At 72.2% G+C, this 19,966-nt stretch carries 20 protein-coding genes; 14 read left to right on the top strand and 6 right to left on the bottom strand.

Annotated features, from left to right (window positions below; all coding sequences use genetic code 11):
- The first annotated feature begins 65 nt into the window (after positions 1-65).
- The 4 genes from ACIQMJ_RS30345 (at position 66) to ACIQMJ_RS30360 (ending at position 4,722) form a co-directional block, all read left to right on the top strand.
- Positions 66-2,135, top strand: a complete 2,070-nt coding sequence (locus tag ACIQMJ_RS30345; RefSeq protein WP_499764422.1) for a PQQ-dependent sugar dehydrogenase — start codon at positions 66-68, stop codon at positions 2,133-2,135.
- A gap of 349 nt (positions 2,136-2,484) precedes the next feature.
- Positions 2,485-3,393 (top strand): DUF1996 domain-containing protein, encoded by a 909-nt coding sequence (locus tag ACIQMJ_RS30350; RefSeq protein WP_499764423.1) that lies wholly within the window; start codon positions 2,485-2,487, stop codon positions 3,391-3,393.
- 79 nt (positions 3,394-3,472) lie between these two features.
- Positions 3,473-4,024: a sigma-70 family RNA polymerase sigma factor gene (locus ACIQMJ_RS30355; RefSeq protein WP_499764424.1), complete on the top strand. Its 552-nt coding sequence runs from the start codon at positions 3,473-3,475 to the stop codon at positions 4,022-4,024.
- Positions 4,021-4,722: an anti-sigma factor family protein gene (locus ACIQMJ_RS30360; protein ID WP_499764425.1), complete on the top strand. Its 702-nt coding sequence runs from the start codon at positions 4,021-4,023 to the stop codon at positions 4,720-4,722. The genes ACIQMJ_RS30355 and ACIQMJ_RS30360 overlap by 4 nt, the downstream gene beginning before the upstream one ends.
- Positions 4,723-4,770: 48 nt before the next feature.
- Here ACIQMJ_RS30360 and ACIQMJ_RS30365 read toward each other — a convergent pair whose 3' ends face one another.
- On the bottom strand, positions 4,771-5,727 hold the full coding sequence (locus tag ACIQMJ_RS30365) for a zinc-binding dehydrogenase (RefSeq protein ID WP_499764426.1): 957 nt from the start codon (positions 5,725-5,727) through the stop codon (positions 4,771-4,773).
- A 133-nt stretch (positions 5,728-5,860) separates the two neighbouring features.
- Between ACIQMJ_RS30365 and ACIQMJ_RS30370 the strand changes: the two genes are divergently transcribed.
- Both ACIQMJ_RS30370 and ACIQMJ_RS30375 read left to right on the top strand, forming a co-directional pair.
- Positions 5,861-6,427, top strand: a complete 567-nt coding sequence (locus tag ACIQMJ_RS30370) for a class I SAM-dependent methyltransferase (protein WP_499764427.1) — start codon at positions 5,861-5,863, stop codon at positions 6,425-6,427.
- Positions 6,428-6,922: 495 nt separating this feature from the next.
- Complete coding sequence (locus ACIQMJ_RS30375) at positions 6,923-7,669, top strand: DUF4383 domain-containing protein (protein WP_499764428.1); 747 nt, start codon at positions 6,923-6,925, stop codon at positions 7,667-7,669.
- An 87-nt stretch (positions 7,670-7,756) separates the two neighbouring features.
- On the opposite strand, the gene ACIQMJ_RS30380 is transcribed toward ACIQMJ_RS30375, so the two are convergent.
- Complete coding sequence (locus tag ACIQMJ_RS30380) at positions 7,757-8,701, bottom strand: aldo/keto reductase (RefSeq protein ID WP_499764429.1); 945 nt, start codon at positions 8,699-8,701, stop codon at positions 7,757-7,759.
- A 94-nt stretch (positions 8,702-8,795) separates the two neighbouring features.
- On the opposite strand from ACIQMJ_RS30380, the gene ACIQMJ_RS30385 reads away from it, so the two are divergent.
- On the top strand, positions 8,796-9,458 hold the full coding sequence (locus ACIQMJ_RS30385; RefSeq protein ID WP_499764430.1) for a M50 family metallopeptidase: 663 nt from the start codon (positions 8,796-8,798) through the stop codon (positions 9,456-9,458).
- A 51-nt stretch (positions 9,459-9,509) separates the two neighbouring features.
- On the opposite strand, the gene rph is transcribed toward ACIQMJ_RS30385, so the two are convergent.
- Positions 9,510-12,056, bottom strand: a complete 2,547-nt coding sequence (rph, locus tag ACIQMJ_RS30390) for a rifamycin-inactivating phosphotransferase (protein ID WP_499764431.1) — start codon at positions 12,054-12,056, stop codon at positions 9,510-9,512.
- Between the two features lie 169 nt (positions 12,057-12,225).
- Between rph and ACIQMJ_RS30395 the strand changes: the two genes are divergently transcribed.
- From ACIQMJ_RS30395 to ACIQMJ_RS30405, 3 genes are all read left to right on the top strand, one after another.
- Positions 12,226-14,010 (top strand): thiamine pyrophosphate-requiring protein, encoded by a 1,785-nt coding sequence (locus ACIQMJ_RS30395; RefSeq protein WP_499764432.1) that lies wholly within the window; start codon positions 12,226-12,228, stop codon positions 14,008-14,010.
- 9 nt (positions 14,011-14,019) lie between these two features.
- Positions 14,020-14,979: a TIGR03557 family F420-dependent LLM class oxidoreductase gene (locus ACIQMJ_RS30400; RefSeq protein ID WP_499764433.1), complete on the top strand. Its 960-nt coding sequence runs from the start codon at positions 14,020-14,022 to the stop codon at positions 14,977-14,979.
- A gap of 122 nt (positions 14,980-15,101) precedes the next feature.
- Positions 15,102-15,392, top strand: coding sequence for a WhiB family transcriptional regulator (locus ACIQMJ_RS30405; RefSeq protein WP_141982085.1), 291 nt, complete (start codon positions 15,102-15,104; stop codon positions 15,390-15,392).
- A 194-nt stretch (positions 15,393-15,586) separates the two neighbouring features.
- Here the strand turns inward: ACIQMJ_RS30405 and ACIQMJ_RS30410 are convergent, their stop codons facing one another.
- Positions 15,587-16,378 (bottom strand): SigB/SigF/SigG family RNA polymerase sigma factor, encoded by a 792-nt coding sequence (locus ACIQMJ_RS30410; protein ID WP_387499712.1) that lies wholly within the window; start codon positions 16,376-16,378, stop codon positions 15,587-15,589.
- Complete coding sequence (locus tag ACIQMJ_RS30415) at positions 16,375-16,806, bottom strand: ATP-binding protein (RefSeq protein WP_499764434.1); 432 nt, start codon at positions 16,804-16,806, stop codon at positions 16,375-16,377. The genes ACIQMJ_RS30410 and ACIQMJ_RS30415 overlap by 4 nt, the downstream gene beginning before the upstream one ends.
- Positions 16,807-16,932: 126 nt before the next feature.
- On the opposite strand from ACIQMJ_RS30415, the gene ACIQMJ_RS30420 reads away from it, so the two are divergent.
- Positions 16,933-17,688 carry an ATP-binding protein gene (locus ACIQMJ_RS30420; RefSeq protein WP_499764435.1) on the top strand — a complete coding sequence of 252 codons (756 nt, stop codon included), beginning with the start codon at positions 16,933-16,935 and terminating at the stop codon, positions 17,686-17,688.
- Between the two features lie 16 nt (positions 17,689-17,704).
- On the opposite strand, the gene ACIQMJ_RS30425 is transcribed toward ACIQMJ_RS30420, so the two are convergent.
- Positions 17,705-18,124 (bottom strand): STAS domain-containing protein, encoded by a 420-nt coding sequence (locus ACIQMJ_RS30425; protein ID WP_499764436.1) that lies wholly within the window; start codon positions 18,122-18,124, stop codon positions 17,705-17,707.
- Between the two features lie 445 nt (positions 18,125-18,569).
- Between ACIQMJ_RS30425 and ACIQMJ_RS30430 the strand changes: the two genes are divergently transcribed.
- The 3 genes from ACIQMJ_RS30430 (at position 18,570) to gcvH (ending at position 19,915) form a co-directional block, all read left to right on the top strand.
- Positions 18,570-18,812 (top strand): hypothetical protein, encoded by a 243-nt coding sequence (locus ACIQMJ_RS30430; RefSeq protein WP_499764437.1) that lies wholly within the window; start codon positions 18,570-18,572, stop codon positions 18,810-18,812.
- 70 nt (positions 18,813-18,882) lie between these two features.
- Positions 18,883-19,470 carry a cardiolipin synthase ClsA gene (gene clsA / locus ACIQMJ_RS30435; protein ID WP_499764438.1) on the top strand — a complete coding sequence of 196 codons (588 nt, stop codon included), beginning with the start codon at positions 18,883-18,885 and terminating at the stop codon, positions 19,468-19,470.
- A gap of 61 nt (positions 19,471-19,531) precedes the next feature.
- Positions 19,532-19,915 carry a glycine cleavage system protein GcvH gene (gcvH, locus tag ACIQMJ_RS30440; RefSeq protein WP_387499723.1) on the top strand — a complete coding sequence of 128 codons (384 nt, stop codon included), beginning with the start codon at positions 19,532-19,534 and terminating at the stop codon, positions 19,913-19,915.
- Positions 19,916-19,966: the final 51 nt, after the last annotated feature.

The following is a 19,966-nucleotide window of genomic DNA, read 5'->3' on the forward strand; positions in this document are numbered from 1 at the left end:
CGCACCCACCGCCGCACCAGTCCCCGGAGTTCCCGGGGGAGTCGTCAACGACTGTGGAGGCACCTGTGGCACCCCGTACAAGGCGCGCGTGGCCGAGGTCGCTCGGCACGCTCGCCACCGCGCTCGCCGTGGTGGCGTCCGCCCTGGTCTCCGCCGCACCCGCGAGCGCGGCGCCCGTCCTGCTCTCCCAGGGCAAACCGGCGACCGCGTCCTCCTCGGGCAGTTCGGGCCTCGCGCCCGCGATGGCGGTCGACGGCAACTCGTCCACGCGCTGGGCCAGCCAGGGCGGCGTGGACCCGTCGTGGCTCCAGGTCGACCTCGGCGCCACGGCGACGATCACGAGGGTCCGGCTCCAGTGGGACCTGTCGTGCGCCCGCGCCTACCGGGTCGAGACGTCGCCCGACGCGCGGACCTGGACCACCGTCCACACCACCGCGAACGGCGCGGGCGGCGTGGAGGACCTGGCGGTGAGCGGAAGTGGTCGGTACGTCCGGATGTACGGCACGACCCGCTGCCGCACCGCTCCCTACAACAGCTACTCGGTGCAGGAGTTCCAGGTGTTCGGCGAGACGGGCCAGGCGGACACCACACCGCCGTCACCGCCCGCCAACCTCAGGTCGGCCAACGTCACGCCCACGTCGGTCGACCTGTCCTGGGACCCGGCCACGGACGACGTCGGCGTGACGTCCTACGAGGTCTACCGGTCCGGGCAGTTCGTCAAGGCCGTCACGGGCACGTCCACCACCGTCACCGGGCTGAGCCCGAACGGCACGTTCACCTTCTACGTCAACGCCAAGGACGCCGCCGGGAACATCTCCCAGGCAAGCGACAACACCGAGGTGCGCACCCCGCCCGCGCAGGCCGACACCGAGCGGCCCACCCCGCCGATGGGGCTGCGCGTCACCGGCGTCACCGCGAACTCCGTGACGCTGACGTGGTCCGCGTCGACCGACAACATCGGCGTGACCCGCTACGAAGTGCTGGCGGGAGGGGCGAAGATCGGTGACGCCACCGGCACGTCGGCCACCATCGGCGGGTTGCGCCCGAGCACCTCGTACCTGTTCACCGCGCGGGCGTTCGACGCGGTGGGCAACGTCTCCGACCAGAGCACCGGGGTCACCGCCACCACGTCCTCGGGCGGCGACCAGGTCGGCGCGGTGACCCAGCTGGCGACGGACGACGACGTGCCGTGGGGCTTGGACTTCCTGCCGGACGGTTCGGGCGTCTACTCGCGGCGCGACGCCTTCGACGTCGTCAAGCTGTCGCCGTCCGGGGCGAAGACCACCCTGGGCACGGTGCCGAACGTCGTCACGACCGGCGGCGAGGGCGGCCTGCTCGGCCTCGAGGTGTCGCCGAACTTCGCGTCCGACCACTACCTGTACATCTACCACACGGCCGCGAACGACAACCGGATCGTGCGGATGAAGGTGGAGAACAACGCCCTGGTGCAGAGCTCGCTCCAGGTGCTGCTGACCGGAATCCCGCGCAACCGCTACCACAACGGCGGCCGGCTGCGGTTCGGCCCGGACGGCAAGCTGTACGCGGGCACCGGCGACGGCCAGAACGCGAACTGGGCGCAGGACCTGTCCAACCTGGGCGGCAAGGTGCTGCGGCTCAACCCGGACGGCTCCGCGCCGACCGACAACCCGTTCTACGGCAACGGCGGCAACGCCCGGTACGTGTGGACCTACGGCCACCGCAACGTGCAGGGCCTGGCGTTCGACGGCCAGGGCAGGCTGTGGCAGGCCGAGCTGGGCAACACGGTGATGGACGAGCTGAACCTCTCCGAGCGGGGCGGCAACTACGGCTGGCCGGCGTGCGAGGGCACCTCCGGCACCTGCTCCGGCTACATCGCGCCGAAGCGGACGTGGAGCACGGCCAACGCCTCGCCCAGCGGCATCACCATCGTCAACAACGCCCTGTACGTGGCCACGCTGCGCGGCAGCAGGCTGTACCGGCTGGTGATCAGCGGCACGTCGGTGGGGTCGGAGACGACCCACTTCCAGGGCACGTACGGCCGCCTCCGCACGGTCGAGCCCGCGCCGGACGGCAGCCTGTGGCTGACCACCAGCGACGACCGGGACAGCGTGCCGAACAACTCGAACTCCCGGATCCTGCGGGTGCAGTTGAACTGACCGGTTCGGCGAGGTGGGTGCGAGGCGGTCCCGGTGCCGGGTTCCGGGGCCGCCTCGCGGCTCGTCCGGATCCGGGTGAACCGAACGTCCGACGGGTCCGTGTGACGGGTGTCCGCCGCCAGTCCTTGAGGAAGGTCCCGCCGATGCACGCCACCCGCCGCAACCCGTCGCCCCTCGGGGCGCGTCCGAGCACGAGCTGACCGGGAAGGGATGCCGGACCCGGTCCTCGAACGCCGGGGTGTCGCGGTGACCGGTCCGGCCGGGTGGAACTCGGCCCGTTCGGGCAGTGTTGCGGCCCCGCCGTCCCGGTCGGGCGATCAGGGGCGCGATCCCCAATAAGCTGTCGGACGTGAGGTGGTCGCCGCTGCTGCTGGTGCTCGTCCTTGCCGCCGGCTGCGCGGACGACCGCACCGTGGCCATCGGCGACGTGCCGGTGGCGGTCGAGTCGTTCACCACCACCCCGGACGCGTCGACCGGCACGTTCCGCCTCGACTGCGGGCGCAACGAGGACCGCCACCTCAACGCCGACAACATGGTCATCGCGCCCGGACAGCCGTACGGGGCGCACCACACCCACGAGTACGTCGGCAACCTGAGCACGGACGCCGGTTCCACCGACGCGTCGCTGGCCGCCGCCGCGACCACGTGCCCGGCAGGGGACCGGTCCACCTTCTACTGGCCGGTGCTGCGGCTCACCGACCGGGCCGGGCACGACGCGCACCAGCCCGGCGGCGGCGCGCACGGCAACACCGGCGAGGTGCTGCCGCCGGCGGGCGTGGAGATCACCTTCACCGGCAGCCCGGTCAGCGAGGTCGTGCCGATGCCGCGGTTCCTGCGCATGATCACCGGCGACCCGGCGGCGCTGACCAGCGGCCGGGGCCGGGCGCGGTGGAGCTGCACCGGGTTCGAGGACCGGCACACCGACCGCTACCCCGAGTGCCAGCCGGGCGGGCGGGTGCTGCGCACGTTCGACTTCCCGAGCTGCTGGGACGGCCGCACCACCGACAGCCCGAGCCACCGGGCGCACGCCGAGTTCCCCGGTTCGAACGGGGTGTGCCGGCCGGGCACGTTCCCGGTGCCGAAGCTGCGGGTGCGGGTCGCCTACGACGTGCCCGCCGGGCGGCCCTACGCCATCGACAGCTTCCCCGAGCAGCACCACGACCCGCGCACCGACCACGCGATGTTCGTCAACGTCATGCCGGTCGAGCTGATGGACCGCGTCACGGCCTGCCTGAACACCGGCCGGACCTGCTCCTAGGAAGTTTTCCCGCCTCTCGGTGAACCGGAACCACCCGGTGCTCGTGTCCGGGGAGGGAGTTCACGAGAGGAGTGGGTGGATGGCGGCTCTGTGGTCCCGGAAACGGGAGGCCGCGGCCGACGAGGCCCTGATCCGGTCGCTCTACGAGGAGCACGGTCGGGCGCTGCTGGCGTACGCGACGCGGCTGACCGGTGACCGGGCTGCGGCCGAGGACGTCGTCCAGGAAACCCTCGTGCGCGCCTGGCGGCACCCGGACGCCCTGGTGAACGGCAAGGGCTCGGTCCGGGGGTGGCTGCTCACCGTGGCGCGCAACATCGTCACCGACCGGTTCCGGGCGAGGGCGGCCCGGCCGCAGGAGGTGGCCGAGGCGCCGACGACCCCGCCGGTGCAGCGGGACCACGCCGACTCCGTGGTGGACTCGGTGGTCGTGCTCGAAGCCCTGGACCGGCTGTCGTCCGACCACCGCGACGTGCTGATGGAGATCTACTTCCGCGGTCGCAGCGTGACCGAGGCGGCCGAGGCGTTAGGGGTGCCACCGGGCACGGTGAAGTCGAGGTCCCACTACGCGCTGCGGGCGTTGCGAGAGACGTTCGTCGGGCAACAGGTCGCGCTGAAGGGGGTGGCCGGATGACCACCAACCACGAACCACAGCTGCTCGGCGCTTACGTGCTGGGCGTGCTCGACGAGCGGGAGGCGCGTGCCGTGGAGGAGCACCTGGCGTCCTGCCCGCGTTGCCGCGCCGAGTCGACCGAACTGCGGGCGATGGAGGAGGCCATGGGCGAGGTGCCGTCCGAGGTGGTGCTCGACGGTCCGCCGGAGGGCGGTGACCTGCTGCTGCAACGCACGTTGCGGCAGGTGCGGTCCGAGCGCGGCGGGCAGGTGCGCCGCCGACGGGTCGGCGTGGGGTTGGTCGCGGCGGCCGTGGCGGCGGTCGTGCTCGGCGGCGGTTTCGCGGTCGGTCGCGGCACCGCGCCGGACGTGACGGTCGTCCAGCCGTCGACCGCGCCGCCCGCGCCGCCCGCCGGGACCAGGCTCGGGTCGGCCACCGACCCGGTGACCGGCGCGCGGATGACCGTGCAGGTCCGGCCCGCCGCCGGGTGGGTGCGGGTCAACGCGTCGGTGGCGGGTGTCGCTCAGGACGAGAGGTGCCGGCTGTTCGTCGTGGCCAGGGACGGCAGCAGGCAGGAGGCGGGCAGCTGGCTCGTCTCGGCGGTCGGGGAGCGGGACGGCACCAACCTCGACGGCTCGGCGCTCGTCGCGCCCGAGGACGTGGTGGCGGTCGAGGTGCGCACCTTCGACGACGAGCGGATCGTCACGGTGCCGGTGTGACCGGCGCGGCCCCCGTGCGCGGTCGTCGCGCACGGGGGCCGCCCGCGGTCAGGGCTTGAGCACGACCTTGCCCACGGTGGCGCGGCCCTCCAGCGCGGCGTGCGCCTTGGCGGCCTCGCTGAGCGGGAACGTCGTGGTCAGCGGGGTGAGGCGGCCGTCGGCGAGGGCGCGGAGGGACAGCTCCTCCAGCCCGCGCAGGGTCGTGCCCTTCATCATCCGGGGTCCGACGACGACCGACGCGGTGATGCCGAGGCGGTACAGGTCGGCGGTCTCGATCCGGGTCGGCTCGCCCGCGGTCCAGCCGAACAGCAGGATGCGCCCGCCGACGCCCAGCAGCTCCAGCGCCTTGCGGCCCGCTTCACCGCCGACGCCGTCGAGCACCGCGGTGACCTCGCCGATGCCGTCCTCCCAGCCCGGCCGCGTGTAGTCGGCCACCACGTCCGCACCCAACCGGCGGACCAGGTCGAGCTTGGCGGTGCTCGCGACGCCCACCACCCTGGCCCCGACCGCCTTGGCCTCCTGCACGAACAACGAGCCCAGCCCACCGGCGGCGGACGTCACGAGGACGACGTCGTCGGGCGTGAGCTCGGCGACGCGCAGCACGCCGACGGCGGTCCGACCGGTGCCGATCATGGCCACGGCGGCGTCGTCGGAGACGTGGTCGGGCAGCTCGTGCAGCGACGCGGCGTTCGCCGCGGCCTGCTCCGCGTACCCGCCACTGGCCTGCCCGAGGTGGGCGACGACCCGCTTGCCGAGCCAGTGCGCGTCCACGCCCTCGCCGAGCGCGGTGACGACCCCGGCCACCTCCCGCCCCGGCGTCATGGGCAGCTCGGGCAGGGGGAACGGCCCGCCGTGCTCACCACGTCGGATCGACGTGTCGAGCAGGTGCACCCCGGCCGCGGACACCGCGATCCGCACCTGGCCGGCGCCCGGTTCGGGGTCGGGGGTCTGCTCGTGGCGCAGGTTCTCGGCCGGACCGAACTCGTGTTGAACGATGGCGTGCATGACGTGATCCCCTCTCAGGTCTACCGCCGCCACGCTAGGAGTTCGAGTTAACTGGAGGTCAAGCGATCTTGGTCGGCGTGGTTCCGCGCGGTCCCCGGGCAACCCGGCGCCCGTCCTAGGCGTCGCCTGGGGTGTGAAGCACTTCGACCACAACGCGCACTACCACCAATTCCTGCTCCGGCAGGTGCCGCCGGGCGCGCGAACGGCGCTGGACATCGGCTGCGGCCACGGGGTGTTCGCGGGCAGGCTGGCGGCGCGCGGGCTCGCGGTGACGGCGGTGGACCGGCAGGTGGAGGCCGACGTGCCGGGCGTCGCGTTCCGGCGGGCGGACGCGGTGGTGGACGACGTCGGCGGGCCGTACGACTTCGTCTCCTGCCTCGCCGCGCTGCACCACATGCCGCTCCGGCCCGCGTTGGAGCGGATGCGGTCGCTCGTGCGGCCCGGCGGGGTCGTGGCGGTGCTCGGGTTGGCCCGGGAGGAGAGCGCCGCCGACTGGGCGCTGACCCTGGCGTCGGTGCCCCTGAACTTCGTCGCGCGCCTGGTCCACGACGACCCGAGGAGCGACGCGCCCACCCGCGACGCGGTGCTGACGCTGCGCGAGATCCGGGCCGAGGCGGCCTCCGTGCTGCCCGGCGCGCGCATCCGGCGGCACCTCTTCTGGCGCTACTCGATGGTCTGGCGAGCCGGTTCGACCAATTAGCGGACGTCGTAATTGCTTTGACCGCGAGCGGTCTCTTCGGAGATAGTGTCGGCCAACACCGCAGTGGTGTGCGACGACCACAAAGGGGACCTTCGTGAACAGCAGGGAGACCGAGTGGAACGGCTCCGCGACGCGCGCGTCCGGTGACCGGGGCCAGCGCTCCTGACCTGCCCGTACGCCGAGTTGGGCGATACGGTCGGTAATTATTCGGAAATCGTATCGACCTATTGGCGACGATGATCGACCGCGCATTCGGCGCGGTGTGGCGGCCCGACCTTCATGGGGTGGGTCGGGGCGGATAAAACCCGGCACGACGGGGCGTGTGACTCCTGTCGGGAAAGGGGGGACGGGTTCGTGCGCCCGTCCCCCGCCCCCATTCGGCCGCCCCGCGCGGTCCGGGTGGCCCGGTCCTGTTTGCGGCTCGGACCGGACGGGTAGTCGGTGGGCGTCCGGAGCCCGGTCAGACGGGCTCGTGGTCCTCAGTTGGAGGGCGAGATGACCCACCACTCGACCGTCGGTCGCGTCAAGGTCGCGGGCCTGCAACCCGCCCAGGTGCTGGCAGGCTTGGTCGGCCTGGTCTTCCTCGCGTTGGGTGTGCTGGGCTTCGTGCGCACCGGGTTCGGCGACTTCGCGGGCGACCAGCACGCGATGCTGCTCGGGTTCACGCTGAACCCGCTGCACAACGTCGTCCACCTGGCGTTCGGTGTGCTCGGCCTGCTCATGGCGAGCACGTCCGGCCTGGCCCGGCTGTACGGCTGGCTCCTGTTCATCGCCTACGGCGCGGTGCTGCTGTGGGGTCTGGCCCTGGCCGGTGTGTTCTCCACCAACCCGGTCGCCGGCCTGGGCAACCCCCTGGCGCTCAACGTGAACGACAACTGGCTGCACCTCGGCCTCGCCGCCGTCGGCCTGCTGATCGCCGTGCTGCCCGCGCGGCGCAAGATCGTGACCGAGGCCCCGGTGGACGAGCGGACCGGGGAGCCGATCGCCCCGGTGGCCGACCACGACGAGACCCTGGTGCAGCGGCGTCGCGAGCAGGCCCGCTACGAGCGGGAAGCGAGCATCCGCGACCCGAAGGCCGACCCGGTGACGCAGGAGATGCCGACGCAGCGGGTCGACGACTCGCGGCACGGCGCGCACGCCGACGAGCGCATCGAGTCGATGGACCCGACCGTGCACCCGCGGCAGGCCCAGCCGATCGACCCGGCCATCGCGGAGCAGCACAAGTCGCGGTTCAGCCGGTGACGCGCTGACAGACAGGCAGTGAAGACAGGCGGTGACGAAGCGGTGCACGGTCCGTGAAGGGCCGTGCACCGCTTCGCGCGAGGAGGGTCAGGCCGCGGCGTCCATGCGCTCTACCTGGTCGTCGTCCAGCTTGAGGTCGAGCGCCCCCAACGTCTCCTCCAGCTGCGCCACGGAGGTCGCGCCCACCAGCGGCACGATGTCCTGGCGCAGCAACCAGGCCAGCACGACCTGGTTCACCGTCGCGCCGAGTTCGTCGGCGACCTCGTGCAGCACCTTCAGCCGCCGCGTGGTGCCAGGGTGGTCGTACGCCTCGCCGAGCGGCTTGTCCCGGTACCGGCCCGCGAGCAGCGCCGAGTACGCCACCAGCGTCACGTCACCCTCCGCGGCGGCGTAGTCGAGCAGTTCGTCGGTCATGTGCACGTGACCGCCCTCGGGCAGCTTCACGTTCGGCCGGGGCCGCAGGTAGCTGTACCGCTGCTGCACGGCGCGGTAGACCGGCCAGCCGTTGGCCCGCGACACCGCCCGCGCCCGGTCGAACCGCCAGGTGGCGTGGTTGCTGGCCCCGATCTCCCGGACCCGACCCGCGTCCACGAGGGACGCGAACCCGCCGAGCGTGTCCTCGAACGTGACGCTGCGGTCCTCGATGTGGCTGTAGTACAGGTCGATGTGGTCGACGCCGAGCCGCTTCAGGCTCGCCGCGGCGGCGCTGCGGACCGTGTCGCCGGACAGCCCCTCGGCGTTCTCCAGCCCGGTGCCGGGGGTCAGCGGTCGCGCGCCCATCTTGGTGGCCACCACCATCGCGTCCCGGTTGCCGCGCTCGGCCAGCCAGCGGCCCACGGTCAGCTCGCTCTCGTCGCCCGTGCCGCCGTCCCAGAACACGTAGTTGTTCGCCGTGTCCAGGAACGTGCCGCCCGCCTCGGCGAAGCGGTCCATGATCGCGAACGAGGTCCGCTGGTCCACCGACTTGCCGAACGGCAGCGTGCCCAGGGCCAGGGCGCTGACTTCCAGTGATCCGATGCGCTGTCGTTTCATGGCGGTCAGCCTGGGTGCTGGAGCGCGCTCCAGGTCAAGCCCCCGCCGCGCACCCGGGTCGGGCACGCCGGGTGGCGTGGCATGCTGGCGGTCGATGTCGACTCTGACTCTGACGAAGTGGGCCCCCGCCGTGCTGGCGCTGGTCCTGGTGGCCAGTCCCGGCGTGTGGCGGTACAGCAGGCACGTCATCACGATCGCGCACGAGGCCGGGCACGCCCTCGTCGCGCTGCTCACCGGCCGACGGCTGGAGGGCATCAAGCTCAACTCGGACACGTCGGGGGTGACGGTGTCGCGCGGGCGGCCCACCGGGGTGGCCGTGGTGCTCATGTACTTCGCCGGGTACGTGACGCCGTCGTTGCTCGGGCTGGGCGCGGCGGCGCTGGTGACGGCCGACCAGGTCCGGCCGCTGCTGTGGGCGACGGTGGCGCTGCTGGTCGGGATGCTGGTCATGATCCGCAACGTGTTCGGCGTGGTGTCGGTGGTGCTGACCGGGGCGGTGATGTTCGCCGTGTCCTGGTACGCGACCGCGCAGTGGCAGGCGGCGTTCGCGTTGTTCGTGACGTGGTTCCTGCTGCTGGGCGGCGTGCGGCCGGTGGGGGAGTTGCAGCAGCGGCGGGTGCGGGGCCTGGCGCGGCAGTCGGACGCCGACCAGCTCGCCCGGATCACGCGGGTGCCGGGGCTGGTGTGGGTGCTGCTGTTCGCCGCGGTGACGGTGGGGACGCTGGTGCTCGGCGGGAAGTTGCTGCTGCCGCTGTGAGGGCGCCGGGTCGGGTGCCCCGACCTCCCGGTCGGGACACCGGTCGCCGGGTCAGCCGAGGATCTCGACGTAGCCGTCGGTCCCGTTGAGGCGGATCCGCTGACCGTCTTCGATCAGGTGCGTGGCCCGCTCGACGCCGACGATGGCGGGCAGGCCGTACTCCCGGGCGATGACCGCGCCGTGGGTCATCAGGCCGCCGACCTCGGTGACCAGGCCCGCGATGGCGACGAACAGCGGTGACCAGCTCGGATCGGTGTGGGCGGTGACGAGGATGTCGCCCGGTTCGAGGTCGGCGTCGGCGACGTCGAGGATGACGCGGGCGCGTCCTTCGACGGTGCCGACGGAGACCGGGAGGCCGACGAGGGCGCCGGCGGGCAGGTCGTCGCGGCGGTAGGAGCCGGTGATGGCCTCGCCGTCCGAGGTGAGCACGCGGGGTGGCGTGAGCGCTTGGTAGGACGCGAAGGCTTCCCGGCGGTGGCGGATGAGGTCGTGGTCGACCTCGTTGGTGCGCACGACCTCCCGGAGTTCCGGCAGGGACAGGTAGAAGACGTCCTCCCGGTCGGTGAGGACGCCGGCGCGCACGAGCCGGTCGGCCTCGGCCGTCAGCGCCTGCTTGTAGATGAAGTAGCGGCTGATCAGGAAGTACTTCGGGTACTCGCGGTAGCCGGTGAAGGTGCGGACGCGGTCGATCTTCTGCTTGGTCTCCTCGGCCTTCCGGTCGCCGTCGGGCAGCGTGCGCAGGCGGGCCAGGACGTCCTCCTCCTTCATGCGCGCCTCCCGCAGCCCCTGCTCGAAGCGGTGCTTGCCGGAACCCGGCTCGAAGTTCTTGATGTTGGTGAGGATGATCGGCAGCAGCGTGGTGGGGCGCTCGCTCCACCGCGGCCTGGTGATGTCGATCTCGCCGACGCAGCGCATGCCGTACTTGTCCAAGTAGGACAGGATCGCGTCACGCGCCTCCCGGCCGCCGGGCAGCTCGGGCAGCCGGTCCAGGAAGTCGTCGTCCTCGACGTCGTGCAGGAAGGCGACGACCTCCGGGTGCGGGCGGATGACGTCGGCGACGTCGAGGAGTTCCAGGCCCATCTCCGACGTGACGTTGTGCGGGACGGACTGGGTGAGCGTGTCGGCCGCGTTCTTCTCGCCCAGCCACTCCTTCAGGTGGTCGTTGAGCCACCACGTCGTCTGCATCCCGGCCATGATCGCCTGGTAGCTCTGCGGGTCGTGCAGGAACCGCCGCAGCTCCTCCTGGTCCGCGATGATGAAGTCGAGCAGCTCCGGCCCCGACTTGCCCTCGATGGCGCGCCTCGCGGCGGCGTTGGAGGCGTCCCCGCGGGCGATCAGCTCGGTGACGACGGCCGGGTCGGTCTCGATGGTGGCGGGCGCCGCGCCGGGGATCGGCCGGATCGGACCGTCGTCGGCGGGCGGGGGGAGGAAGCCGTCGCGCTCGACCACGGTCCGCAGCGCGTCCCCGATGAGCGGGTCGGACTTGCCCAGCACCTGCATGAGGTCGGCCCGGCTCTTGGGGGACGCCAGCACCCGGGTGACGTCCACGAACAGCCTGCCGCCCGCCTCGGCGCGGGGCATCGGTGAAGCCAGGCCCCACAGGGAGATCCCCAGCGGTCGCATGGCGTCGGTCATCATCTGCTGGTGGCCGACCGAGACGTAGACGTGGTTCTCCGCGTCGTCGGTCTCCGGCACGGGGAACAGCGTGGTGATCGGCCGGCTCTGGACGATGTGGAACTCGTCGTCCACCAGGCACCACTCGATGTCCTGGGGACGGCCGAAGCGGGCCTCGATCCGCCGGCCCAGGCGCACCAGGCGGACCGCCTGCGCGTCGGTCAGCGCGGGCTCGTCCCGGCGCGCGGGGTCGACGGTGTCGGTGCGGGTGCCGCCGGTCGGCGCGGCGACGGTGGCGATCTCCTTGGTGGCGATGGCCCGGGAGACGACCTCGTCGTCGCGCACCTTGAAGGAGTCGGCGTTGACCAGCCCCGACACCAGGGCTTCACCGAGGCCGAAGGTCGCTTCGACCGAGGCGACCTTCCGGTTGGACGTCACCGGGTCGGCGGTGAACAGCACGCCGGCGGCCCGCGGGAACACCATCCGCTGCACGACGACGGCCATGCGGACCGCGGCGTGGTCGAAGCCGCGGTGCTCCCGGTAGGCGACGGCCCGCTCGGTGAACAGCGAGGCCCAGCACCGGCTGACGTGGCGGAGCACCGCCTCCGGGCCCACCACGTTCAGGTAGCTGTCCTGCTGGCCCGCGAACGAGGCCCCCGGCAGGTCCTCCGCCGTCGCGCTCGACCGGACGGCCCAGGCGGTCCCCTCGTCGCCGAGCCGCGCGAGGGCGTCGGTGATCTCCTCCGCGATGTCGTCGGGGATGGGGATCTCCTCGATCCGCCGGCGGAGGTCCGCGCCGACCGGGCCCGCACCGCCGATGGCCGGTTCGACGACGCGGCGGAAGGCGTCCGTCGTCACGCAGAACCCGGGTGGCACGCGGACGCCTTCGATCCGCGAGAGTTCACCCAGGTGTGCGCCCTTGCCCCCGACGAGGGCGACCTCCGTCCGGTCGACCTCGTGGAGACCGAGCACGTGGCGTCCCATTCACTCACCTTTCCGTCAGCCCATTTCCGCAGGTAGTGGGCTCAGGCCGGAGATTCTGCGGCACCACAGGGGTCTTGCCGCAAGGCCCCCTGTGCGCTATATGTTGAAGTGGGGAGAAGTGTGGTGGGTTTCCGGTCGGGTACTCCCTTCCTTTCGAGGGAGGACGGCCATGACCGACACTGTCGCCGATTTCGTGCTCCGCCGGCTCCGCAACTGGGGTGTCGAGCACGTGTTCGCCTATCCGGGTGACGGCATCAACGGGTTGGTGGCCGCCTTCGGGCGCAGTGACGACCGGCCGCGGTTCATCCAGTCGCGGCACGAGGAGATGTCCGCCCTCGAAGCCGTGGGCTACGCGAAGTTCAGCGGGCGGGTCGGGGTGTGCCTGGCGACGTCCGGGCCCGGGGCTATCCACCTGCTCAACGGCCTGTACGACGCCAAGCTGGACCACGTGCCGGTGGTCGCGATCGTGGGGCAGACGGCGCGCACCGCGATCGGGGGCAGCTACCAGCAGGAAGTCGACCTGCACGCGCTGTTCAAGGACGTCGCCTCGGAGTACCTGGTGGACGTGGTCGTGCCCGAGCAGCTGCCCAACGCGCTGGACCGGGCCATCCGCACCGCCGAGGCGCAGCGCGCGCCCACCGCGCTGATCATCCCGGCCGACGTGCAGGAGCTGGAGTACTCGCCGCCCGAGCACGCGTTCAAGCACGTGCCGTCGAGCGCGCCCAGCCGGTCGTGGGCGACGGCCGTGCCGTCCGAGGACGACGTGGCGCGCGCCGTGGAGGTGCTGAACGCCGGCGAGCGCGTCGCGGTGCTGGTCGGGCAGGGCGCGCGCGGTGCGGCCGACGAGGTGCGCCAGGTGGCCGACCTGCTCGGCGCGGGTGTGGCGAAGGCGTTGCTGGGCAAGGACGTGCTGCCCGACGACGAGCCGTGGGTGACCGGCGCGATCGGGTTGCTGGGCACCCGGCCGAGCTACGAGCTGATGCGCGACTGCGACACGTTGCTGATCGTCGGGTCGAGCTTCCCGTACTCGCAGTTCCTGCCGGAGTTCGGCAAGGCGCGGGCGGTGCAGGTGGACGTCGACGGGCGGTTCATCGGCATGCGCTACCCGACCGAGGTCAACCTGGTGGGTGACGCCGGGGCGACGTTGCGCGCGATGGTTCCGCTGTTGCGGCGCAAGGAAGACCGGTCGTGGCGGGACAAGGTGGAGCGCGACGTCGTGGAGTGGTGGGAGACGTTGCGGCGTCAGTCCTTCGTGGACGCCGACCCGGTGAACCCGATGCGGATCATGTGGGAGCTGTCACCGCGGCTGCCCGAGGACGTGGTCGTGACCGCCGACTCGGGGTCGGCGGCGAACTGGTACGCGCGGCTGGTGAAGCTGCGCGGCGACATGCGCGGGTCGCTGTCCGGCACGCTGGCGACCATGGGCGCCGGGGTGCCGTACGCGATCGGGGCGAAGTTCGCCCATCCGGGGCGGCCGGTGGTGGCGCTGGTCGGCGACGGCGCCATGCAGATGAACGGGCTGGCCGAGCTGATCACCATCGCCCGCTACTGGGAGGAGTGGGCCGACCCGCGCTGCGTCGTGTGCGTGTTGCACAACAACGACCTCAACCAGGTGACGTGGGAGCTGCGGTCCATGGGCGGCGCGCCGAAGTTCGAGCAGTCGCAGGTGCTGCCGGACGTGGACTACGCGGCGTTCGCCCGATCGCTGGGCCTGGACGGCGTCGCCGTGGACGACCCGGAGGACCTGGGCGGTGCGTGGGAGCGCGCCCTGTCCGCGCCCCGGCCCGCGGTGCTGGACGTGCGGTGCGACCCGAACACGCCGCCGATCCCGCCGCACACGACGTTCGAGCAGGCCAAGGCCACCGCCGAGGCGATGCTGAAGGGCGACCCGGACGCGTGGGACGTCGTCCGGCGCGGGGTGGCCACCAAGGTTCAGGAGTTCCTGCGCGGGTAACCGGGGGCCATGGTGAGCATCGGTTACTTCCTCTCCAGCGAGGAGCACGGGCCGCGCGACCTGGTGCGGCAGGCGCGGTGGGCGGAGCAGGCCGGGTTCGAGCGCCTGTGGATCTCCGACCACTACCACCCGTGGAACGACGAGCAGGGGAACAGCCCGTTCGTGTGGTCCGTCATCGGGGCGCTGTCCGAGGTCACGTCGCTGCCCATCACGACCGCCGTCACCTGTCCGACGGTCCGGATTCACCCGGCCGTGGTCGCGCAGGCCGCCGCGACCGCCGCCGTCCAGTGCCAGGGCGGGTTCACCCTCGGCGTGGGCTCCGGCGAGGCGTTGAACGAGCACATCTTCGGCGACCCGTGGCCGTCCGCGCCGCAACGGCTGGAGATGCTGGAAGAGGCCGTCGAGGTGATGCGCGCGCTGTGGACGGGCGAGGAGGTCAGCCACCGCGGCAAGCACTACACGGTCGAGAACGCGCGGCTCTACACCGTGCCACCGTCACCCGTTCCGGTGTACGTGTCGGCGTTCGGGCCGAAGGCGGCGGAGGTCGCCGGGCGCATCGGCGACGGCCTGTGCTCCACGATCCCGGACGAGTCGCTGCTGGCGAAGTTCCGCGAGGCGGGCGGCGGCGGCAAACCGACCCAGGCCGGGTTCAAGGTCTGCCACGCGTCCTCGGCCGAGGCGGGCGTGAAGACGGCGCACCGGCTGTGGGCCAACGAGCAGCTGCCCGGTGAGCTGGCGCAGGTCCTGCCGACGCCCAGGCACTTCGAGCAGGCGTCGACGCTGGTCACCGAGGAGATGGTGGCCTCGGCGCTGCCCGTGGGGCCCGACCCGCGGCCGTACGCGGACCGGGTGCGCGAGTTCGCCGACGCGGGCTACGACGAGGTGTACGTGAGCCAGATCGGGCCCGACCAGGAGCAGTTCTTCGCGTTCTGGGCGGAGTCGGTGGCGCCCGCGCTGCGCGACGCGTGACGCTGCGGGCCCGAATCCACCCGCCCGGTAATCCATCCGATGAGGCGCACCACGTTTGCCCCCCGGGGACCAGCGGGTAAGCCGTGATCAAGCACCTGTGACACCGCAAGGGGGTTCATCCGATGACCAGCACCGCGCGCTTGCCCAAGCCCGTGACCGACGTCTGGGACTGGCAGAAGGAAGGGCTGTGCCGAGGCCGTGACAGCGCGGTCTTCTTCCACCCGGACAACGAACGGGGCTCGGCCAGGGCCGCCCGCGAGGACAAGGCCAAGCAGCTCTGCGCCCGCTGCCCCGTGGTGGACCCGTGCCGCGAGCACGCGCTGGCGGTCCAGGAGCCGTACGGCGTGTGGGGCGGCATGGGCGAGGACGAGCGCCGCCGCATCATCGCCGACCGCCGCCGTTCCGCCGCCTGACCCGCCCTGCCACCCGCACCGACCGACGCACCGACCGGCCGACCTGCCGCTGAGCCCCACCGACCGGCACCCCTCGGAGACCCCACCGGGCCCGCCGCCGAGCCGCTCCCACCCCCACCGGCCGCCGGGCCCCACCGAACGCGAAAAGGCCGCCTGACACCCCGTGCCAGGCGGCCTCTCGTCGTCGTCACGTCCTATTCGGTCAGACCCTCGCGCAACTGCCGCAGCGTCTTGGCCAGCAGCCGCGACACGTGCATCTGCGAGATGCCGACCTTCTGCGCGATCTGGGTCTGCGTCATGTTCCCGAAGAACCGCATCACCACGATCTTGCGCTCCCGCTCCGGCAGCTTCTCCAGCAGCGGGTGCAGCGCCTCCCGCTGCTCGATCGCCTCCAGCTCCGGGTCCTCCTCGCCGAGCGTGCTGCCCAGCGAGATGGAGCTGTCGTCGGCCACGAGCAGGTCGTCCAGCGACGCGCTGTGGTAGGCGTTGCCCGCCGCCAGCCCCTCGTGGATCTCCTCCCGGCTCAGGCCCAGGTGCTGCGCCAGCTCGCTCGGCGTCGGCGCCCGGCCCAGCTCCTGCGACAGCCGCGCCGACCCCGCGTTGATCGCCAGGTGCAGCTCCTTGAGCCGCCGCGGCATGCGCACCGACCAGCTGGAGTCCCGGAAGTACTTCCGGACCTCGCCCATGATCGTCGGCACCGCGAACGACAGGAAGTCGCTGCCGCGCTCCGGGTCGAACCGGTCCACCGCGTTGATCAGCCCGACCGTGGCCACCTGCACCAGGTCGTCGTGCGGCTCACCGCGGTGCCCGAACCGCCGGGCGATGTGCTTGGCGACCGGCAGGTGCTCGGTCACCAGCTCGTCGCGCAGCCGCTCCCGCTCCGGGTCGCCCTTCGCGGTCGCGGCGAGCCGCACGAACAGCGGCGCCAGGTGGTCGTAGTCACCCTGTGTGCCGGACCGCGTCGTGCCCCCGTCCGACCCCGTCACGCATCCACCGTCCCCAACGACCTCTTGACCAGGTCGATGTGCACCTCGAACGCCTCCGCCTGCGGCGCGACCCAGGTCGTCACCGAGTCGACCAGCGCGCTCAGCACCCGCCAGCCGAAGCTGTCCCGGTCCGGCGGCGCGGACCGCTGCGACCCCACCTTGGTGAACACCTGGACCGACCCGTCCACCACCACGAACTGGGCGCTGAGCACAGCGCCCTGCGAGGCCAGCGAGATGAGCGTCGAACACGCCTCGTCCACCGCCAGCTTCAAGTCCTCGATGGAGTCCAGGTCGAAGTCCTGCCGCATGGCGATGTCCGCCGCCACGGCACGGACGATCGACAGCTGCGTGGGGTCGGCCGCCATCCGCAACTCGACCCCGGCCAGGGCGTTATCCGACTCACCGCTTCGCGGCTCAGTGTGCGACACGCTCACCTCGTCGTCCGTTCTGTCTCGTTGTGCTGCTGAAGCTATCGGTACCCGAATTGATCGTCGTTCACACGTGTAGGCGACGCGCGGGCTGGGAAGACTGACTGGTGCGACGGGGGAGGCCCTTTGACCGATCAACTCGCGGACCACCACTGGGGAGTGGAGTTCCCGGCCCAAGCCGGGCAGCTCGCGGCGGTCCGTGCCCGGCTGGACGCCTGGCTGGCCGCCGAGGGGTTGTCCGAGGACGACCGCTACGACCTGCTGGTCGCGGTGAACGAGGCGGCCAGCAACGCCGTGGAGCACGCGTACGGGCCGGACGAGCAGGGTCTGGTGCACATCGACGCCAGCGCGCGGCCCGACGGCAGCGTGCGCGTGGTCGTCACCGACCACGGCGGTTGGCGCGTGCCGCCGCCCACCCTGACCGCCCGCGGTCGGGGGCTGCTGCTGATGCGCGAGAACGTCGACGAGGTGCTGGTCGACCGAGGCGCCGGCGGCACCACCGTCACCCTGGTCCTCGCGCCGCGGCACACGGTGGGCGGCACGTACCTGGCCGCGCCCGCGCCGCTCGACCCGGTGGACGTCACCGCCCGGGACGGCTGGGTCGAGGTGCACGTGCGCGGCGACGTCCCGGCGCACGCCGCGCCCGCCGTCCGCCGGCGCATCCTCACCGCCGCGCGGGGCGGGACCGTGCCCGTGGTCGTGGACCTGCTCGCCCTGGGCGAGCACAGCGAGGGCCTGGTCCGCAGCCTGCGCGCGGTCGCCGAGGCCGCCGCCGCGGCCGGCAACCGGCTCGTGGTGCGCGCACCCGAGCACGGCCACGCCCGCCGCGCGCTCGTCGCGGCGGGCGTGGACCAAGTCGTCGACCTGGTGCCGCACGTCTAGCGCTCCGTCGCCCGGCTCAGCGGGACTCGCCGGCCCCCAGCGCCTGCTCGACCGACTCGAACACGCTGAACACCTCACCCAGGCCGGTGGCGGCCAGCGGGCGCGTCACGGCGCGCTCCACCGCCACGACGCGGAACTCCGCCTCGCGGCGGGCGGCCTGCTGCGACGCCTCCACCAGCACGGCCAGGCCGGCCGAGCCGAGGAAGCTCACCCCCGACAGGTCCAGCACCAGCGTGCTGCCGGCGTCGAGGTGCTGCAAAGCGGACGCCCGCAGTTGCGGCGCGGTGAGCATGTCGACCTCACCGCTCACCGACACCACGGTGACGCCCTGGGCCGCCGTGCGGACGTCGAGTCCGAGCTGCCCGGCTCGCGGGCTGTCGACCGCGGCGGACTCGGCTCCGCTCGTCGCCACGACGTCCGGATCCTGAACCGTCACGAGGCACTCCTCTTCAGCTGGAACCGCTGGGTGGGAAGCCCGGGCGCACGAAGTGTGCGCGCAGCACTGAACCGCAGCGTGGCGGAAACAATTCCCCGCTAGCCGGACTTCCCGGCGCGGCTGTTGGCTCAACCGCTGCGCCACCCACCGTACGGAGCCCGTGGCGACACCACAAGCGCGCGGGTGGCGCCCTGATAGGCATCAGTGTAGTGCGCTGTTCGGTGTGCGGCGGACGATGGACGGTGAACGGTTTGGTACCGCCGGGACGGGATACGCCTCGGGGGAAGCGTTCCCGCCCGCCGGGCGCAGCTCGGCGACGCAACCGGCCGCCGGCCGCGATCGGGCACGAATGCGGAGGTGGTCTCGACCACAGTCGAGCAGAATCGGGTGACGGGGATAACGCCACGAGAGCCGTGGGCGACAACCCTGGTGGAGGGATTTTCAGATGAGCACCAGAACGGAAACCGAGTCCGAGCCGGCGAAGCCGAGGGCAGCGCGTGCCGGCACCACAGGCGCGGCGGCGCTGCCCACAGCCCCCTGCAGCGTGGTCTGGAGCAAGGGCCACGCGTACGTGCTCGAAGGTTTCCAGGCCCGCTGGGTAGGCGTCGACGACCGCGGTCGTCCGCAGGCGCTCAGCGGCGCCGAGCTGCAACGACGCGGCTGGAGCCGCACCCGTTCGACCAACTGAGCCGGGCACGCGGGCCTCGCACCGCGAGTCGACCACCGGGGCACGCCGGGCGGCCCTCTACAGTGCGGACGTGTCGCACGATCCCGCCGACCGGCTGCTGACCATCCCGAACGCGCTGAGCGTGTTGCGGCTGCTCGGCGTGCCCCTGTTCCTCTACCTGCTGCTCGGCCCGCACGCCGACGGCTGGGCGCTGGTCGTGCTCGTCGCGGCGGGCCTGTCCGACTGGCTGGACGGCAAGATCGCCCGCTGGCTCGACCAGGCCAGCAGGCTCGGCGCCCTGCTCGACCCCGCCGCCGACCGGCTCTACATCCTCGCCACGCTCGTGGCGTTCGTCGTGCGCGGCATCGTGCCCTGGTGGGTGGCGGTGGTGCTGGTCGGCCGCGAACTCGTCGTCGGCCTCTGCCTGCCCGTGCTCCGGGCCCGCGGCTACGGCCCGTTCGAGGTGAACTACCTGGGCAAGGCGGCCACGTTCAACCTGCTCTACGCGTTCCCCATGCTCCTGCTCGCCCAGGGCACCTCGACGGCCGCGCAGGTCGCCCGTCCGGTCGCCTACGCGTTCATGGTCTGGGGCGGGGCCTTGTACCTGTGGTCCGGGGTGCTGTACGTGTACCAGTTCACCCTCGCGATGCGGCGACGGCCGGGTGTCGCGCCGGCGTGAACGCCGACGTGGGAAGATCCGGCGGAGCGTTGATCCACCGTCATTGAAGGAGCACACCGCGGTGATTCCCGAGGAGCTCAAGTACACCGAGGAACATGAGTGGGTGCTGCGCACAGGTGAGGACACCGTGCGCGTGGGCATCACCGACTACGCCCAGGAGCAGCTCGGCGACGTGGTGTTCGTCCAGCTCCCGGAGCTCGGCGAGCAGGTCGCGGCAGGGCAGACGCTCGGCGAGGTGGAGTCGACCAAGAGCGTGTCCGACATCTACGCGCCGCTCGCGGGCGAGGTCGTCGCCCGCAACGACTCGCTCGACCAGCAGCCCGACCTGGTGAACTCCGACCCCTACGGCGAGGGGTGGATGGTGGAGTTGCGGCTGGAGGACCCGTCCGCGGTCGACGACCTGCTCGACGCCGCCGCGTACCAGGAGCTGGTGGCACAGGGGTGACGTCGATCTTCCGGCGGCTCTTCGGTCGGTGGGGGAGCCGCTCCTCAGACC

The organism is Actinosynnema sp. NPDC091369 (assembly GCF_044757065.1).
Taxonomy (GTDB): domain Bacteria; phylum Actinomycetota; class Actinomycetes; order Mycobacteriales; family Pseudonocardiaceae; genus Actinosynnema.

Excerpts from the sequence above, each read along its gene's own strand:
- ACIQMJ_RS30355 (WP_499764424.1), top strand. The coding sequence starts at position 3,473 with ATGGCGGCTCTGTGGTCCCGGAAACGGGAGGCCGCGGCCGACGAGGCC.
- ACIQMJ_RS30360 (WP_499764425.1), top strand. The coding sequence starts at position 4,021 with ATGACCACCAACCACGAACCACAGCTGCTCGGCGCTTACGTGCTGGGC.
- ACIQMJ_RS30365 (WP_499764426.1), bottom strand. The coding sequence starts at position 5,727 with ATGCACGCCATCGTTCAACACGAGTTCGGTCCGGCCGAGAACCTGCGC.
- ACIQMJ_RS30375 (WP_499764428.1), top strand. The coding sequence starts at position 6,923 with ATGACCCACCACTCGACCGTCGGTCGCGTCAAGGTCGCGGGCCTGCAA.
- ACIQMJ_RS30380 (WP_499764429.1), bottom strand. The coding sequence starts at position 8,701 with ATGAAACGACAGCGCATCGGATCACTGGAAGTCAGCGCCCTGGCCCTG.
- ACIQMJ_RS30385 (WP_499764430.1), top strand. The coding sequence starts at position 8,796 with ATGTCGACTCTGACTCTGACGAAGTGGGCCCCCGCCGTGCTGGCGCTG.
- rph (WP_499764431.1), bottom strand. The coding sequence starts at position 12,056 with ATGGGACGCCACGTGCTCGGTCTCCACGAGGTCGACCGGACGGAGGTC.
- ACIQMJ_RS30395 (WP_499764432.1), top strand. The coding sequence starts at position 12,226 with ATGACCGACACTGTCGCCGATTTCGTGCTCCGCCGGCTCCGCAACTGG.
- ACIQMJ_RS30400 (WP_499764433.1), top strand. The coding sequence starts at position 14,020 with ATGGTGAGCATCGGTTACTTCCTCTCCAGCGAGGAGCACGGGCCGCGC.
- ACIQMJ_RS30405 (WP_141982085.1), top strand. The coding sequence starts at position 15,102 with ATGACCAGCACCGCGCGCTTGCCCAAGCCCGTGACCGACGTCTGGGAC.
- ACIQMJ_RS30430 (WP_499764437.1), top strand. The coding sequence starts at position 18,570 with ATGAGCACCAGAACGGAAACCGAGTCCGAGCCGGCGAAGCCGAGGGCA.